Below are 15,483 nucleotides of genomic sequence, written 5' to 3'. Positions count from 1 at the left end.
AAGTTGAAAAACAGTTGGAAATTATATATAATTTAGCAAGAAAGGAGCTTTTTTAGTTATCTAGGACAGCCCCTAAAAAAATATAATTATTATATAAATCAATTTAGAAAAGATGTTTGTATATTTATAATTTGACTTTTTTCTATTATAGAATAATATATATTAAATGAATAACAATGTAGAAAATTTTATAAAAAAATTAGAAAATAATGATGAGTATAGTTTCACTCTCGAAATATCACCTCAGGCAAAATATGATTTAAGCTATATAGAAGAGAAAATAAATAATTCTAATATACAAAATTATGTAGATGCCTTTGTTGTAACCGATTCACCTTTTGCTAATTTAAAAATATCTCCAATATTAGCAGCAATACAGCTTCAGCAAAAGTTAAACAATAATAAGCCATTCATTGCAACACAAACAATGCGTGATAAAAACTCCATAGCTTTACAAAATGACCTCATAGGGGCTAATTATTTTGATATAAGAATGATACTTGCAGTTACTGGCGATGCTGTAGCTAATGGAAATCAAAAACAAGCTAAAGGTGTATTTGAAGGAAACTCCAATTTATTAATAGATATAATAAAAAACTTAAATAAATCAAAAAGTTTAGGAGAGTTTACTTTTAAAGAGCCATTAAAGCCAATATATCCTTTTTGCGTAATAAATAGTTATGCTAAAAATGATGACAGTTTAAAAGTAAGACTTGCTAAAAAGGCTAATTCTGGAGTTAAGGCAATATTTACTCAGCCAATATACGAAGTTGAGAGATTAGAGTTTTTATTGAAATGCATTGATGAATTGCCGTTAAAAGAAAAGCTTATATTAGTACCCGGATTTTTTCCTGTATTAACTTACAAAACTGCATATTTTATATATTACAAATTATCAGGCTCATATATACCAGAGAAATGGTTAAGCAAATTAAAAAAAGCAAGCGATAAATCAGAAGAAGAAGAAAGAAAAACAGCAATAGAGTTATCATCTAAACTTTTTGAAGACATGCTAAAGATACATAAAAAAATGCATATAATGAGCCTAAACAACTACGAGTTTGTGGTAGATTTACTTAAAAATATTTAGAAGAAATTAATATCAGAAATTTATTTTTTAAGATACTAATCTTTTTAAGTTTGCCAATTTTTTTGTTGTTCTTTTTCCCGCAGCAAAAAGAACCAAAAAGTGCAAACGTTTTTGCTTTATATGTAAGATATATATAAAAATAAATAAATCGACTAAATATACTTACTTCAGCATATACTATCTTTTATTTAAAATATTTAGAAGAAATTAATATCAGAAATTTATTTATAATATATCTATATAAAAAATATTATAGTCCTTTCTAAAAATTAGATATAATTAATTTTTAGAATCTCTATCTTTTTTATAATATCCATACCCATATCCGCCAAAAGCACCTATAGCAAAACTAATGATAAGAGGTAATATTTTTTCTAAAAAAGGTATATTATTTTTAAACAAAATCATAACTACTAAAAAAAATACTAATAATATAATTATTATTAATATATTATAAATCCTCTGATTTTTCTTATCATTAAAAACTCTTTCATTATGTTTATTATGAAGTTCTGTCATTTCACTAATATTTTTATCTGTAATTTTATTAGCCAAAGGATTAAAAGAACCGCTAATTGAAAAAATTTCATTAATTTCTTCTATCATCTCAGGTGGCAATTTATTATTATTACTGCTAACTTTTTTATCAATAATTTCTTTATTATTTTCCATATTTATGTCCATAATTTTTAACTATACTATTAACTGTAGGTATAATATAATTATTTATTTCATTATTAATTTGTTTATTTATTATATTAGAATAACAAATTCCTACAATTGAATTAAAATTTTTTTTACTTAATTTACTTTGATATTTAAAAGTAATTTCAAGTAATTTTTTTTCTTTATCAATATTCATAACACACCCTCATATATATAATATAATAAAATATAATATTGTCAAATTATACTATCTTTTATCTAAAACATTTAGAAGAAATTAATATCATAAATCTCTTTTTCTAAGATGATAGATTTATCTAAAACCTGTATAATTTTTTGAAAATATGAGTAATCAATCTCTTCATCTTTGTGCGATTTTAAATATTTATCCAATACCTGATAGCCTCCAATTTTATAGAGCCAAACTTCTTTTGATACCTTGTCAAAATAAAGACTTTTATTTATAAATAGTTTGTTTTCTTTTTCATTATAAAGAGGCTTCTCTATTTTGTTGTTTTTATCATCTTTGTATAACCCCTCACCTACATCATTATTTAAGTTATTATCTTTCATTAGATGAAGATTGTATAATTGAGTGCCTAACTCGCTTAATTTAATAAAAATATCTTTAGAATCAGTAAAAGGGATTTTAGGGAAATCAATTTTTAGGAAGTCAATATATTTAGTTCTGTAAGTTTTATGAAACAGCACGGCGTAAATATAGCCCAATATATCTTCAGGCGGGAAATGAGTGCTATATTTTTCATCAATAAAGTTTCTAAAATTAACGGTAAAATTCTCAATCTTATCAGCATTTTGAAAAGGGTTTGAAGCTGTTTTTTTAAACAAATCAGCACCGCTATAATCTGCAGACTGAATATTTTTTATTGCATTAGGAGTATTGTATAAATATAGAGGGAAAATATATCCAGCTCCTGTATTACCACCTCCCATAAGTGATAAATCAACTATTCCACTTGTCATAAAAGAATAATGCCAACCACCACTAACTTTTGATTGTCTAGCTACATTTAAAGCTATATTTTCATCATCTCTCAAAAAATGCTCAAATATGTCATAAACAGGATATGCCATAAATGCTCTTGACTTATTAACATAATATGTATATTTAAAATCAAAAGGACGGTAATGACATTTCATAATATAATTTTCTAGTGCATTTTCATTTTCTTTAATTGTTTTAATAGCTGTATCAAGTTTCCAATCTCTAGAATCTTCTCCTATATCATATAGTTTATATAATTCTTCTTTATCTTTATTTATAAAATCATTCAAAAGTTTTATTAGTTTTTCTTTACTATTTTGAAAAACTATATTATCTCTTTTTGAGCATATACCTACACCTGAAATTTTAAACATATCTTTTATACTATAAAATCCCTCATACTCTTCACGTAAATTTTCATCTTGTTTTATAAACAAAAAGAAAGGCTCTTTATATTCTAATTTATTCCACTCTATGCTTTTAATATTATTATCAAAAAGAAATTTATATTTATATTCTCTTTTGCCATACAAATCATAATAATAAACAGCTGCACTTTCTCTGTTATATTTATGTGTGATAGAGTTTACATTATTTAACTCATCTATATTTTGCGTATACCTTACAAATATATTTATACTCACACCCTGCATTATGTCAAATACATTTTCATCTTTGCTGCCGTCTGGAGAAACTTCTTTTTTTCTCGTGTTGCCATGCAAATTTACAATATATATTTCATCAAAACTTTTTAATAAGCTATAACGCATACCTCTAAATGTTGGGTTATCCAAAAACGAATTATTAGAAATAAAACCAAATATTCCTCCTGCCTTTTGATTATCTATTTTCTGCTGTGCAAATCTTATAAACTTCACATAATCATCAAGAAGCCATTTTGGATTTTTTTCTTTTTCTATTTTACCGTTTCTTGTTATAGCTAAAGGCTTTTCTTCTAAACCGTCTTTATATTCTTTTCTTACCTCTTCCTCAAATATGCCTTTGTTGGCACTTGCTCCGCTATAGGGAGGGTTGCCTGTTATTACGAGAATATCTTTTTCTTTTGTTTTTTGGGCGAGGTTCATCTCTTCATTAAGCTCTTCAAATATATTATTTTTTTCCTTGCCCTCATCTAAATGTATATTTTCTAATGTATTAGTTAAAAAAATATTTAATCTCTCATCATCTTCTAAATTATAATTAAATTCTTCTTTTAGTGTTTGAGATATTTTAAGATGTGCTATTGTATATGGGGCTATCATAAACTCAAAGCCGTAAAATTTATTAATTAATTCTTTAGGGTTATATTTAACAGAGTTTTTTTGATAATAAGATAGAGCCTTTCTAAAAGAATCAAGTAAAAATGTACCTGTACCTGCGGCAAAGTCTAAAAGTCTTATGTTGGTGTCTTTTTCTAATGCATCGCCTAAGCCTTTGTCTTTATTAAAATATTCTTTTAAAACTATATCTATAGAATCAATAATAAAATTAACCACACTTTGAGGGGTATAATAAACGCCTCTTAATTCTCTAAGCTCTGGATTATACTTATACAAAAAAGTTTCATAAAAATGCATATAAGGGTCTTTTTGCACTGCTGTATTATCATATTTATTTAATTCTTCTACAATAGAAACAATATTTATATGATTGGTGATGTTTATTATTTCATTCAAAAGCCATTTTATAGTTTTTAAGTCATTAATATTCAACTCTTCCAAATCTTGAAGGAATTTACTCATTGCTCTTATTAACGGAAACGATTTTGGTATAAACTTAGTTACATTATATAAATCTATTTTTTCATTTGTATTAAGTCTTGCTAAAAATAAACTATAAGTAAGAGTTTGAGCAAAGTTATCGCAGAAGTCTGCAAAATCTATCTGCGAATAAATTGTGGTTTTAAATATATTATATAAACGCTCTATATGATTATTGTTTTTAAGTTCATATAAATCATCTCTCAATATTCTCGTACGCATAGCCAAAGCATCAGCAAACTCTAAAGCTGTATTTATAGGTTTAGGCTCTCTTGAGAAAAATATTTTAAATATATCTAAAAGTTTTTTGACCGCATCATCAAGTTTAATTTTTTTATAATTTTTAATCTCGCTTAATTCGCATATTCTCACTTCATCAATAATATTTAAGTTTTCATCAATTAATATAAATCTCAAATAATCAGTAATTATAATATTATCGCTTAAAAGTAAATATTTTTTTATTTGCTCACTTTTAATAATTTCATCAAGATTAGCATTTGCTCTTTTATTTTCAATATACCCCAAAACAAGAGAATCAATAGTAACTAAAAAATCAGGAGCTCCTCTACCCTCTTTATCATTATTAGGTTCATGCTTTATATTAACTTTTTTAAAATTAAGATTATTTTTGATATCATTTAATAAGATTTCTAAAGCACTTCTATAAGTATGTTCTTTATCTTCAGCTGTTATATTTTTTATACTTTCTAAATAATTTTCTAAAAACATAATAAAAACCTCTACCATACTGAAAAACTTTGAATTTTATAAAAATTAGTTTTTATATTATTATTTTCGGGGACTAGCCACCCTGCGAAGCGTACCCGTAGGATAGAATCCCCACTTCTTTTGCGACCAAAGGGAGTGCCTGCGGCGTGACCCAAAGAAGCAAAAAGGCTATATTTTTAGTTTAAATATATATTTATATTTTATACCATTATAAATTATAATTCCATTCACAAATAATTAAAAAATTATAATATATATTAAATAAAATTAATTAGCAAAATAATAAGAGTCCTCGCAAAATGATACTATTGCACAAGTGCTTAGTTCAGGCTCCATCATATAGCTTTCTGTAAGTATTACATTAAACTCTTCTGGTTTTAATTTATCAAATATTATTTTGTTGCCGTACATATTGCTAAGTGCCTTATAACCGAAAGAATATCTGCAGCCTACATGCTTTCTTTTACCTTTATTATTTAAATTAAGTAAATTGTCCATATGGCTTTGAAGTATATCAACATAGTTTTCTATAATATGTATTCCTAATGCATTATAAAAATAATATTCTTTATAATCATCATTATCATATAACCCCTTTAAAAATTTATGATATTTCCCTCCAAGACTTACAAGTGTAAAACCAATAGTGTCTTCATCTCTATCAAAAAAATCAACTATAGAATTATAAGGCTCTTTATCCATACGCTCTAAAGGAATTTCCATTTTTTCATTTTTTAATTCGTTTGTATTGTCATCATATATATAAAGTTTATCGTTCTCTGTAACAGTTTTATAAAATCCATAAATCATTACAGGCTCAAGCAAATTATTTTCTATAATATTTTTTTTCATCTCCTCGTATTTTGGCTCTACTTTTGTTTTAATCATTTCATTATATTTTTCCATATCCTGATTTTTTGCAGAATAGCCAAAACCCACTCTAAAAAGCCTAATTTTATTAATCATATCAAAGGCTTCCTGTTCTATTTGCTTATTAAACTCAAAAACTTTTCTTCCATAGAAAGGAGGTTTATTTACATGATGTTCATGATTTTTGTGATTTATTTCCGGCATATTAGTTCCTTATTGTTGTTATTATAGAATTCGACAAATCGTTTCAAGCAAATAATTTGCTTAAAAACTCGTTCTCCTTTTTATTAGGCTTATTTCAAAATTAAACTAATAAATATTTAAACTACTTTAATTTTTAGTACTTTTATTTTTTACAGTTGGGGCTTTGCCCCAAACCCCACTTTTTTGCGACCGAAGGAAGTGCCCTTGGGCGTGACACAAAGAAGCAAAAAGACTGCAATTTTAAACATTAAAATCAATTATTATACAATATGTAAAATATAATTTTAGTTATAAAACTATATTGATAATTATATAACTAAAATTTAATCAAATACTTTTAAAAACAAATCTATTATTTATTTTCTTTATCTCTGTCTGCTATTATCTCTTTTATCGCTACAATATCATCAAAACCATCTTTACAGTAAAAAATCTTTCCGCTGTCTCCATAAACTTTTTTACAAGTGTTTTCAACAAAGTCTTTAGTTAAAGCAGCTCCTCCTAAAAGTATAGGTATCTTTAAGCCCTTATCTCTAATATATGCTAAATTATCTTTCATCACTTCAGTAGATTTTACTAAAAGCCCAGACATCCCTATACAATCAGCTTTATGCTCATGATAAGCCTCTATAAATTTCTCTATAGGCACCTTAGTTCCAAGATTAACAGTTTCAAATCCATTATTTTTTATTATTATTTCAACTAGATTTTTACCGACATCATGCACATCTCCCGCAACAGTGCCAAGTATTATTTTAGCAGTTTTCTCCTGTTTCTTTTTTTCTAAAAACTCAGAAAGAAAATCTACACTCTTTTTCATCACCTCAGCAGACCCCAAAACAAAAGGAAGCTGTATACTGCCCTCCCCAAACTTAACTCCAATATCTGCCATAGTAGGAAGAAGTATCTCATCAATTATAGCCTGTGCAAACTTTTTCTCTCCTCCAAACTCTTCGCTATTTTTTTTAGCCTCATTAAGTAAGTTTTGCATGTCTTTCCATTCGCCGTCAAGCATAGCATCTCTTATGGCTTCCCTTATAGGCTTTTTTATTTTTTCTTCATCAGTTAATTCTTTCTTTTCTTTTTTGTCAGAGAAATAATTAATATAATTTATAAGAGGCTCTTTAGTTTTGTTTTTATTGTATATTAACTCTCTGGCCAATTCTATTTCTTTTTCACCTATCTTTGATATAGGAAGAATTTGAGCCACATTAACAATAGCCGCACTAAGACCATGATTAATAGCCTCATACAAAAATACAGAGTTCATAACCTTTCTTGCCTCTTCTTTAAGACCAAAAGAAATATTTGATACCCCCAAACTTATAGAGCTTTCAGGATATCTTTTTGATAATTCTTTTATAGCATTCAAAGTTTCAACACCAGCCAAAAAACTATTTTCATCGCCGCTTGCAAGTGTAAAAGTAAGAGGGTCAAATATAATATCATGCGGAAGTATTTTATGCTCATTAACTGCCCTGTCATACATACGCCCGCACATTCTTAATTTGTCCTCGCAAGTTAATGCCATAGCTTTTTCATCTATAGTAAGAAGCATAATAGAAGCACCATATCTTTTTGCAAGCGAACATATAGCATCAAATTTCTCTTCGCCCTGCTCCATATTTGCAGAGTTTATTATTGGCTTTCCTCCATATACTTTTAATGCTTCTTCTATAACATCAGGTTTTATAGCATCAATAACCAAAGGCAAAGAAATCTGTTTAACATAAGCAGAAATAATTTTTGTAATATCTTCTATTTCATTACGACCCGCCCAAGCAGCATTAACATCTATAGCATGACTTCCAGATTTTACTTGCTTTATTCCCACATCAAGCATACCGTCCATATCGCCTGCTATCATAAGCTCTCTAAATATTTTACTTCCTGTAGCATTGCTTCTCTCGCCTATCATTAAAGGTGCCGGCTCTTGCTTAATGCTGACAGAATTAAATAAACTTGCTATATAAGGCCTTTGCTTTTCTAATGCTGTTTTTTTAGGTTTTACCCCTTTAACTTTTTTTGCTAATGCCTCTATATGTTTAGGAGTAGTTCCGCAGCAGCCGCCAATAAAGCTAAGACCGCTTAAATTAAAAAACTCGCTGTTAATCTCAGCAAACTCTTCAGGCATCATACTATAATATGCCTTTCCGTCTCTATTTTCTGGAAGACCTGCATTGCTGTGTATTGATATTGGTAAACAAGATATTTCTGAAAGTTTTTTTATGTGCTGCATTGCCATATCCGGACCTGTACCGCAGTTCATACCTATAGAAAATATATCCAAATTTGAAAGTATTGTGTATGCTGTTTCTATGTCTGTACCCAAAAGCATAGTGCCTTCTTTTTCTATTGTTACAGAAACCATTATTGGAATATCTTTATTTAATTTTTTAGCCGTATCATTAACTGCTAATATTGCTGCTTTTAACTGTAAAACATCTTGTGCCGTTTCAAGAAGTATTATGTCAACTCCTCCTTCTATTAAACCTCTTGCAGCTAAAGTATAACCGCTATACATCTCATCAAAACCAATCTGCCCCAAACTTGGAAGTTTTACTCCCGGACCTAAACTGCCTGCAATAAATATATCTCTACTCAAATCCCCTTTAGAATTAGGATTTTTTAAATACTCCTCTCTTGCCTCATTTGCTATAACTGCCGCTTGTTTTGCAAGTTCATAAGCCTTATCAGCAATATCATATTCGCTTAAAACCCAAGGTATAGCACCAAAACTATTAGTCTTTGTTATATTAGCATTAGCATTCAAATAATCTATATGTATCTCTTTCATTATATGAGGAGCTGTTATATTTAATATTTCATTACAGCCCTCTATATTATTGCCGTCTATAATCCAAGCTTCTTTTTTTATTTCCTTCTTTTGAAGTTCTGTACCTGTGGCACCATCTATTATTAAATACCTTTCTTTTATTAATTCTCTTAACCTATCCTTAACACCATTAAACATATAGAAAAAACTCCAATATTTTTATAAACAGTATTTTAATATAAAACCCCAAATAAGCAAGTGTATAGAATATAATAATATTTTCTCATATTATAGAACAAATTATACTTGAACTTTAATATTATTAATATATAATTATTACTCATATGAGTATAGATGATAAAACTAAAAGTGCCTTGATTAGAAAAGGCAATGAACTTTTTAATGAAAGAAAAATAGAAGAAGCGTATAGATGTTATCTTACAGCTTCATATTTTGGCGGAATAGAAAAGATTGCTGACTATTATAATTTTGAAGGAAAAAATTTTATAAAAGCCATGCAATTATATAAGTTTATACTCAAAGAAGATTCAAACCTTGGCGGAAATATAAGAGCTAAACAAAAATTGGATACTCTCTCGCAATCCGTAGCCAAAGTATTGCAAAAATGGTTAAATGATGATGAAACATTTAGTAATTCTAAAACAACTAAATTATCCTTAGATTCTAAAAATACTTATCTTCCTAATAATTATAAAAGAAATAGTTTAGAAGATATTTTAAATGCAAAAGAAAAAATTGACAAAGAAAAATTAGATAAAGATAAACTAAATAAAGAAAAATTATCTAATATACAAAATAATAAAACTATAAAAAAAGCTGTATTTGAGAAAATAGATAAAAAATAAACAAAGTAAAAAAATGAGGAGCTAGTTTATGATAAAAAAAGAAGAAGAGAATAATAATATAGAAGAAAAATTAGAGCAATTATCATCTAAATTCTCTAAAAACGATAGTTTAGTAATAATATTAGCAGCAGGACATGGTAAAAGAATAAGAAGCTCAACATCAAAAATGCTTCATACTATTTGGGGAGTGCCTAGTATAGAGAGAGTGAGACTTGCTGTAAAAAATGGTATAAATAAAAGCAATATTACTATAGTTGTTGGAATAAAAGCTTTAGAAGTTGCTAATGCTGTAGGAAAGCAGGCTAATACTAATTTTGCTTATCAAGAGCAGCAATTAGGTACAGGGCATGCTGTAAAAGTTGGACTTGAAAAAAGCGATTTAAAAAATATTAAATACTGTTATGTTATATATGCTGATATGGGATTAATAGACTCTAACACTATGAAAGAGTTTCATGATGAGTTTATGAAATCAAAAACAGATATGATATTAATGACTGCTATGTATGACGGACCTAAGGGCGGCAACTATTATGGAAGGGTATTAAGAACTAGAGGATTAACTAAAGACCATAAAAAAAGCCAATATAGAGAAGGCAGTAAGGGGCAGGTAATGGGAGTTATAGAATATAAAGATATACTTGCTCTTAAAGATGATGAAGATTTAGTAAAGGCTTATAAAGATGAAAAATTCGAGTATGGTAAAGATGAGCTTTTAGACAATATGCATGAGTACGTTGCTGGTATATATGGTTTTAAGATTGACCCTCTTTTAAATCTAATAAAAGAATTAAAAGCAAATAATGCTCAAAATGAACTTTATTTAACAGATTTAATAGAGATGTTTGTTAATAATAATTTATCAATATCTACATATATGCCAAAAGACAATAGAGTTGTTTTAGGCTTTAATGATAAAACTGTACTTAAAGAGATGGAGTCTATTGCTAGAAATAATGTTTATAACAAATTAAAAAACATTATCACAATATATGACGGAGAAGATTTCTTTATTGATGACAGCGTAGTTGAGCAGATATTAGAAATAGATAAAGATGAAAAGCCTCTTGATATATATATAGGAAAAGGTGCTTATGTAGGTAAGGGTGTAAAAATTAATTATGGTGTTTACATAGACCATGGTGCAAGACTTGAAGGCAATATTGAACTTGGAGAACACACATATATAGGCGATAATGCATTAGTATCTTGTTTAGATAATCAAAAAATGACACTCTCTAACAATGTACAAATATATGCAGGCAACCAAATAAGAGGAAATGTGTATATAGGAGAAAACACTATATTAGAGAGAGGCGTTAATGTTACAGGAAGCGATAAACATCCGCTCAGCATAGGTAAAAATGTACTTATTAAGGGGGTTAGTTATATATATGGCTCTATTGTAGATGATAATGCATATATAGAGCATTGTATATTCTACTACTCTCATATAAAAGCTGTTCTTGATGAAAACGGAAAAGTTATTAAATGCAGATTTATAAGACCAAAAGAAGAGGGAATAGAATCTGTTATAAAATTAAAAGATGAAAATACTAAAAAAACTAAAAAGAAATAAAATCTTTTTAATATTAATAGCTATTATTATTTTCTACTCAAATATAAATGCTCAGTATGAAAAAGATATTAATAAAGATGCTCCGCCATTATCAAAACATTATTATAGAATAAGCAGTTTTGAATCTATTTCAACTTGGTCGGTAGCATCTTTAAATAGCGAACCTTATATTAGCGAATTATTAATAGACCCAAACAATAATTTGCATATAGCTTACTATGATGATAAAATTAATGCACCTATTTATGTGTTTGGTAAAAATGGAAATTTCAAAAGAGAAATATTAGATAAAAATAGAGAATTAGGAAGTTTAATTAGCATAGCAAGTAATGCTGATAATATGCATATATCATATTTAAAAAATAATAAGATATGGTATGCCAATAATAATTCCGGTACATTTAATAATTATGCTATGGATTTAAGAAACAATAATAAAATTATAGATTTAAAATTAGTGGTATCTATATTTAATTCTCCTATATTATTTTTTATAGACAGCAAGGGAGTATTATCTGTATCAAGGTTTTATAGAGATAATTTCTTTTCGGATTTAGTATACACAAATAAAATAATAGAAGAAGTATATCCTGTATCAGAAAATGACGGATATGCTGTATATATAAAAGAATATTCTACAGGAAATATATTTTATGCCTCAAGAAAAACTAATACTTCTTTTACATTTTTTGACAATAATCCCATATTAAACAATGTAAATCAATATACTGTAGAGCATGAGGCACATAATAGATTTAATATTATATATAATACTAAAGACAATATAAAAGAGATAAAATATAAAAAATTCTATGATGGCAGTTTTATAAACGGAACGATAGCTGCAGAAGACCAAGATATCATATCATTTGATTCTACTCTCGATTATGCATCACAGCCTGTGGTATTATATACAAAAGAAGATGGAAATAAGTACATATATGTAGACGGTCAGATTATAGATTTATCAGTTCTTGGTAAAAGTGTTGGTGAAGTTAGAATTAATGCGGCAAGATATCCGGAATTTTATATAGCGTATTATAATACTTTATTTAAAGAGCTTAGAATTAGCAAACTTAATATAAGTGATATTGAAAAATAAAAATAAACCGATAATTAATTTAACATTTGCAGTGTTTATAAAGTTATATAAATAGGAATTTTTATGGCTGAAGAATTAAAAATATCATACTTTGAAAAAAATCCAAGAACTTGCCCTGTATGCAATAAAGAGTTCTATCATGAGATGCTTCTTACTGGCGGCGGAAGATTAATTGCCGGAAATTTAAGAGATGATTTAAGAAGAACTTATGAAAAAAGCAAGAAATATGGAGCAGTATACCCTCTTATATATGTTGTAGCTGTTTGTCCGCATTGTTTATATGCTGCTTTTCAAGATGAGTTCAGTTTAGTTGATAATAAAAAAATTAATGAGGCTCTTGACAGTTACGAACAAAGGTCAAAATATGTACGAGAGTTTTTTGGAATAGATTTAGATTTTAAGAAAAACAGAGATTTGATTTCTGGTGCTGCAAGCTATTTTTTAGCATTAGATGGATATCGTTATCATACAAAAGATTCTGCCCCTACTCTAAAAAAGGCTTTATGTTCTTTAAGGCTCAGTTGGACTTTAGAAGATTTGGCAAATGCTTATCCTAATGATAATTATGATAAATTAATACCATTCTTCCAATATAAAGCCAGCGAATTTTATACTGAGGCTATAGAATATATGCAAAATGGTAAAGAAAGTTTTGACAAATTAAAGAGTTTTGGTCCGGATATAGATAACAATTTCGGCTATGAAGGCATGCTTTATATGGGAGCTTTGCTTGGTACAGATGCTTCCAAATTTATTCCAGACCCTAATGTTAAAGCAAGAACATTGATACAAGCTAAAAGAAAAATCAGTAAAATTTTTGGCTCTGGTAAAAGCAGCAAATCAAAACCTTCTGCATTGCTTGAAAAATTAAAAGAATTGCATACTCGTATAAGTGAAGAATTAAATTATTTACATGAAAACTATGGAATAGATGCGGATTAATTTACTCAAATGAAGAAACTTAACTCATACTTATTAAAAGAATTTCTATCTATGTTTCTGGGTTCTCTTATATTATTTGTTATATTAGTTACTATAGCAGATTTAAGCAGTAAATTATCTTACTACACAGAGCACCCTGAAAACATGAAATATTTTATTACATATCATTTGGCAAGAACTCCGCATAATTTGTATTATTTATTCCCAATAGCTTTAATGTTTTCTTCTACTTATGTACTTGGTACTTTTGTAAAAAATAAAGAGATGCTTGCTGTACAAAATTCTGGTATAAGTTTGTTTAAATTTTCTTCTCCAATATTTATTATAGTAATAGCATTATGTTTAGGACTAATTGCATTTTGGCAGTTTGTAGCTGCTCCCATGAATAAAATATCTTTTGAGGCTAATGATTTAGGAAGAGGAAAGCAAAAAGAAGAATATACAGGCTCTCTAAACATTTTTGGAGCTAATAATTATATATATTTTATAGAAAACTTTAATTTTAATGAGAATTATCTTACAAATACTATTATTGTAAAATTAAAAGAAGATGGTGCTATAGCTATGAGAATATCATCACCGAGTGTGAGATGGAATGATAACGAAAGAAAATGGTATGTTGAAAATGGAATATTGGCTGAGTTTGATGATGAAAAAAACATATCTGTAAAAGAAATATATAATTATCCGCTTGATGTACTTGAAAGACCTGAGCATTTTATGAATAGACCTCTATTAGATTCTATGAGTTTAACCGAGGAGATGCATTGGATTAAATTAAGAAAAGAAGTAAATTTAAATACTAACACGCTTGAAACAGATTTTCATTATAGAATATCTTATTGTTTTTCTGGATTTATCATTGTTTTACTTGCTTCATTGTTTTCAAAATTTTCTACTCAAAGTGTATTGGTGGTAAGTTTGGTAATGGTTATAATGGTTGCTTTATTATATTATTCTATACTTATGATGTTTCGCTCTTTGGGAGATGGAGGAAACATGAACCCATTTATAGCTGCTTGGATGCCTAATATTATTTTTGCTGGACTTTGTTTCTTGGCATTTAAAAAATTCTATTAGTTTGTTTTTATAATTTCCTCTCTAAAATTAAAGCATTATATTTATTGTTATAATATTTTTTTCTAATGCCTATGCACTCAAAACCATGCTTTGTATAAAACTCTTTTGCATTAATATTATTCTCATGCAAATCTAATTTGATGCTATCTACATTATTTTTTTTAGCATCATCAAATAAATATGATAATAATTTTTTTCCGTAACCTTTATTATTAGGATATGTTGCTATAAATAAAATATCAATATCAGGAGAAAACAAAAAATATATGATAAAGCCTACTATCTTTTCATCATCTTTTATTATAACTACTTTATGATTTTTATCTTCTATATACTCTTTTATATAATTTTTAGATAAAGTAATATATTCGCTTTTTGATGATATAAAAAAAATATTTTCAATTATATTTTCATTGATATTATTTACAATTTCTATATTTTCCATATTAAAAATAAACAATAATTTATATATACTAAAAATTTTGCATTTTGTCAAAATATTATTTTAATTTTTATTTGTGGTGGCTTTGCCCCCTGCGAAGCGTGCCTGTAGGGTACACACCACAACTTCTTTTATTGGTATAAAAGAAGCAAAAAAACTGCATTTTTAAACAAAATATAAGTATTATCTTATATTTTATAGATATTTTTTAAATATAAAATTTTAGTAATTGTGTTTTTAATGAAACGTATCCAAAGGATATCAACTTTTTTATGTGAAAAAAGTTGATAATATTTTTGGGGCTGTCCTAGATAACTGAAATTTGTTAAAATTTAAGTATGAAACGCAGTAAATTAAGTAAAGATAAA

The 15,483-nt window shown here is 27.4% G+C and carries 12 protein-coding genes; 6 read left to right on the top strand and 6 right to left on the bottom strand.

Annotated features, from left to right (window positions below; translation table 11 throughout):
• Window positions 1-166: 166 nt before the first annotated feature.
• The gene (locus tag Q0H31_RS10970) at window positions 167-1,090 is read left to right on the top strand and encodes a methylenetetrahydrofolate reductase (protein ID WP_295298139.1); all 924 of its coding nucleotides are present in this window, start codon (window positions 167-169) and stop codon (window positions 1,088-1,090) included.
• Window positions 1,091-1,369: 279 nt separating this feature from the next.
• Here Q0H31_RS10970 and Q0H31_RS10965 read toward each other — a convergent pair whose 3' ends face one another.
• The 5 genes from Q0H31_RS10965 to Q0H31_RS10945 form a co-directional block, all read right to left on the bottom strand.
• A complete protein-coding gene (locus tag Q0H31_RS10965; RefSeq protein WP_295298137.1) occupies window positions 1,370-1,762 on the bottom strand; it encodes a hypothetical protein in 393 nt (130 codons plus the stop codon).
• On the bottom strand, window positions 1,752-1,952 hold the full coding sequence (locus Q0H31_RS10960; protein WP_014933379.1) for a hypothetical protein: 201 nt from the start codon (window positions 1,950-1,952) through the stop codon (window positions 1,752-1,754). Before Q0H31_RS10960 ends, Q0H31_RS10965 begins: the two co-directional genes overlap by 11 nt.
• Before the next feature lie 71 nt (window positions 1,953-2,023).
• Entirely contained in the window at window positions 2,024-5,254 is a 3,231-nt protein-coding gene (locus tag Q0H31_RS10955) for a type ISP restriction/modification enzyme (protein WP_295298135.1), read from the bottom strand.
• A gap of 267 nt (window positions 5,255-5,521) precedes the next feature.
• Window positions 5,522-6,328, bottom strand: a complete 807-nt coding sequence (locus Q0H31_RS10950; protein ID WP_295298133.1) for a vitamin B12 dependent-methionine synthase activation domain-containing protein — start codon at window positions 6,326-6,328, stop codon at window positions 5,522-5,524.
• A gap of 352 nt (window positions 6,329-6,680) precedes the next feature.
• Window positions 6,681-9,302 (bottom strand): homocysteine S-methyltransferase family protein, encoded by a 2,622-nt coding sequence (locus tag Q0H31_RS10945; protein ID WP_295298131.1) that lies wholly within the window; start codon window positions 9,300-9,302, stop codon window positions 6,681-6,683.
• 146 nt (window positions 9,303-9,448) lie between these two features.
• Here Q0H31_RS10945 and Q0H31_RS10940 point away from each other — a divergent pair, with 146 nt between their 5' ends.
• From Q0H31_RS10940 to Q0H31_RS10920, 5 genes are all read left to right on the top strand, one after another.
• A complete protein-coding gene (locus Q0H31_RS10940) occupies window positions 9,449-9,970 on the top strand; it encodes a hypothetical protein (protein ID WP_295298129.1) in 522 nt (173 codons plus the stop codon).
• A 28-nt stretch (window positions 9,971-9,998) separates the two neighbouring features.
• Complete coding sequence (locus Q0H31_RS10935; protein ID WP_295298127.1) at window positions 9,999-11,549, top strand: NTP transferase domain-containing protein; 1,551 nt, start codon at window positions 9,999-10,001, stop codon at window positions 11,547-11,549.
• Window positions 11,518-12,651: a hypothetical protein gene (locus Q0H31_RS10930; protein WP_295298125.1), complete on the top strand. Its 1,134-nt coding sequence runs from the start codon at window positions 11,518-11,520 to the stop codon at window positions 12,649-12,651. Before Q0H31_RS10935 ends, Q0H31_RS10930 begins: the two co-directional genes overlap by 32 nt.
• A 63-nt stretch (window positions 12,652-12,714) precedes the next feature.
• Window positions 12,715-13,593 carry a DUF2225 domain-containing protein gene (locus Q0H31_RS10925; protein WP_295298123.1) on the top strand — a complete coding sequence of 293 codons (879 nt, stop codon included), beginning with the start codon at window positions 12,715-12,717 and terminating at the stop codon, window positions 13,591-13,593.
• 9 nt (window positions 13,594-13,602) lie between these two features.
• Window positions 13,603-14,673: an LptF/LptG family permease gene (locus Q0H31_RS10920; protein ID WP_295298122.1), complete on the top strand. Its 1,071-nt coding sequence runs from the start codon at window positions 13,603-13,605 to the stop codon at window positions 14,671-14,673.
• A 7-nt stretch (window positions 14,674-14,680) separates the two neighbouring features.
• Here Q0H31_RS10920 and Q0H31_RS10915 read toward each other — a convergent pair whose 3' ends face one another.
• On the bottom strand, window positions 14,681-15,118 hold the full coding sequence (locus tag Q0H31_RS10915; protein ID WP_295298120.1) for an N-acetyltransferase: 438 nt from the start codon (window positions 15,116-15,118) through the stop codon (window positions 14,681-14,683).
• Window positions 15,119-15,483: the final 365 nt, after the last annotated feature.

Origin of the sequence: uncultured Brachyspira sp. (genome assembly GCF_934747485.1) — a bacterium.
Lineage (GTDB): Bacteria > Spirochaetota > Brachyspiria > Brachyspirales > Brachyspiraceae > Brachyspira.
The sequence above is the reverse complement of the archived record's forward strand: the minus strand, read 5'-3'. Positions and strand labels throughout refer to the sequence as shown.

What these genes read in the sequence shown, in the direction of transcription:
- Q0H31_RS10970 (WP_295298139.1), top strand. Translation starts at nt 167, where the DNA reads ATGAATAACAATGTAGAAAATTTTATAAAAAAATTAGAAAATAATGAT.
- Q0H31_RS10965 (WP_295298137.1), bottom strand. Translation starts at nt 1,762, where the DNA reads ATGGAAAATAATAAAGAAATTATTGATAAAAAAGTTAGCAGTAATAAT.
- Q0H31_RS10960 (WP_014933379.1), bottom strand. Translation starts at nt 1,952, where the DNA reads ATGAATATTGATAAAGAAAAAAAATTACTTGAAATTACTTTTAAATAT.
- Q0H31_RS10955 (WP_295298135.1), bottom strand. Translation starts at nt 5,254, where the DNA reads ATGTTTTTAGAAAATTATTTAGAAAGTATAAAAAATATAACAGCTGAA.
- Q0H31_RS10950 (WP_295298133.1), bottom strand. Translation starts at nt 6,328, where the DNA reads ATGCCGGAAATAAATCACAAAAATCATGAACATCATGTAAATAAACCT.
- Q0H31_RS10945 (WP_295298131.1), bottom strand. Translation starts at nt 9,302, where the DNA reads ATGTTTAATGGTGTTAAGGATAGGTTAAGAGAATTAATAAAAGAAAGG.
- Q0H31_RS10940 (WP_295298129.1), top strand. Translation starts at nt 9,449, where the DNA reads ATGAGTATAGATGATAAAACTAAAAGTGCCTTGATTAGAAAAGGCAAT.
- Q0H31_RS10935 (WP_295298127.1), top strand. Translation starts at nt 9,999, where the DNA reads ATGATAAAAAAAGAAGAAGAGAATAATAATATAGAAGAAAAATTAGAG.
- Q0H31_RS10930 (WP_295298125.1), top strand. Translation starts at nt 11,518, where the DNA reads ATGAAAATACTAAAAAAACTAAAAAGAAATAAAATCTTTTTAATATTA.
- Q0H31_RS10925 (WP_295298123.1), top strand. Translation starts at nt 12,715, where the DNA reads ATGGCTGAAGAATTAAAAATATCATACTTTGAAAAAAATCCAAGAACT.
- Q0H31_RS10920 (WP_295298122.1), top strand. Translation starts at nt 13,603, where the DNA reads ATGAAGAAACTTAACTCATACTTATTAAAAGAATTTCTATCTATGTTT.
- Q0H31_RS10915 (WP_295298120.1), bottom strand. Translation starts at nt 15,118, where the DNA reads ATGGAAAATATAGAAATTGTAAATAATATCAATGAAAATATAATTGAA.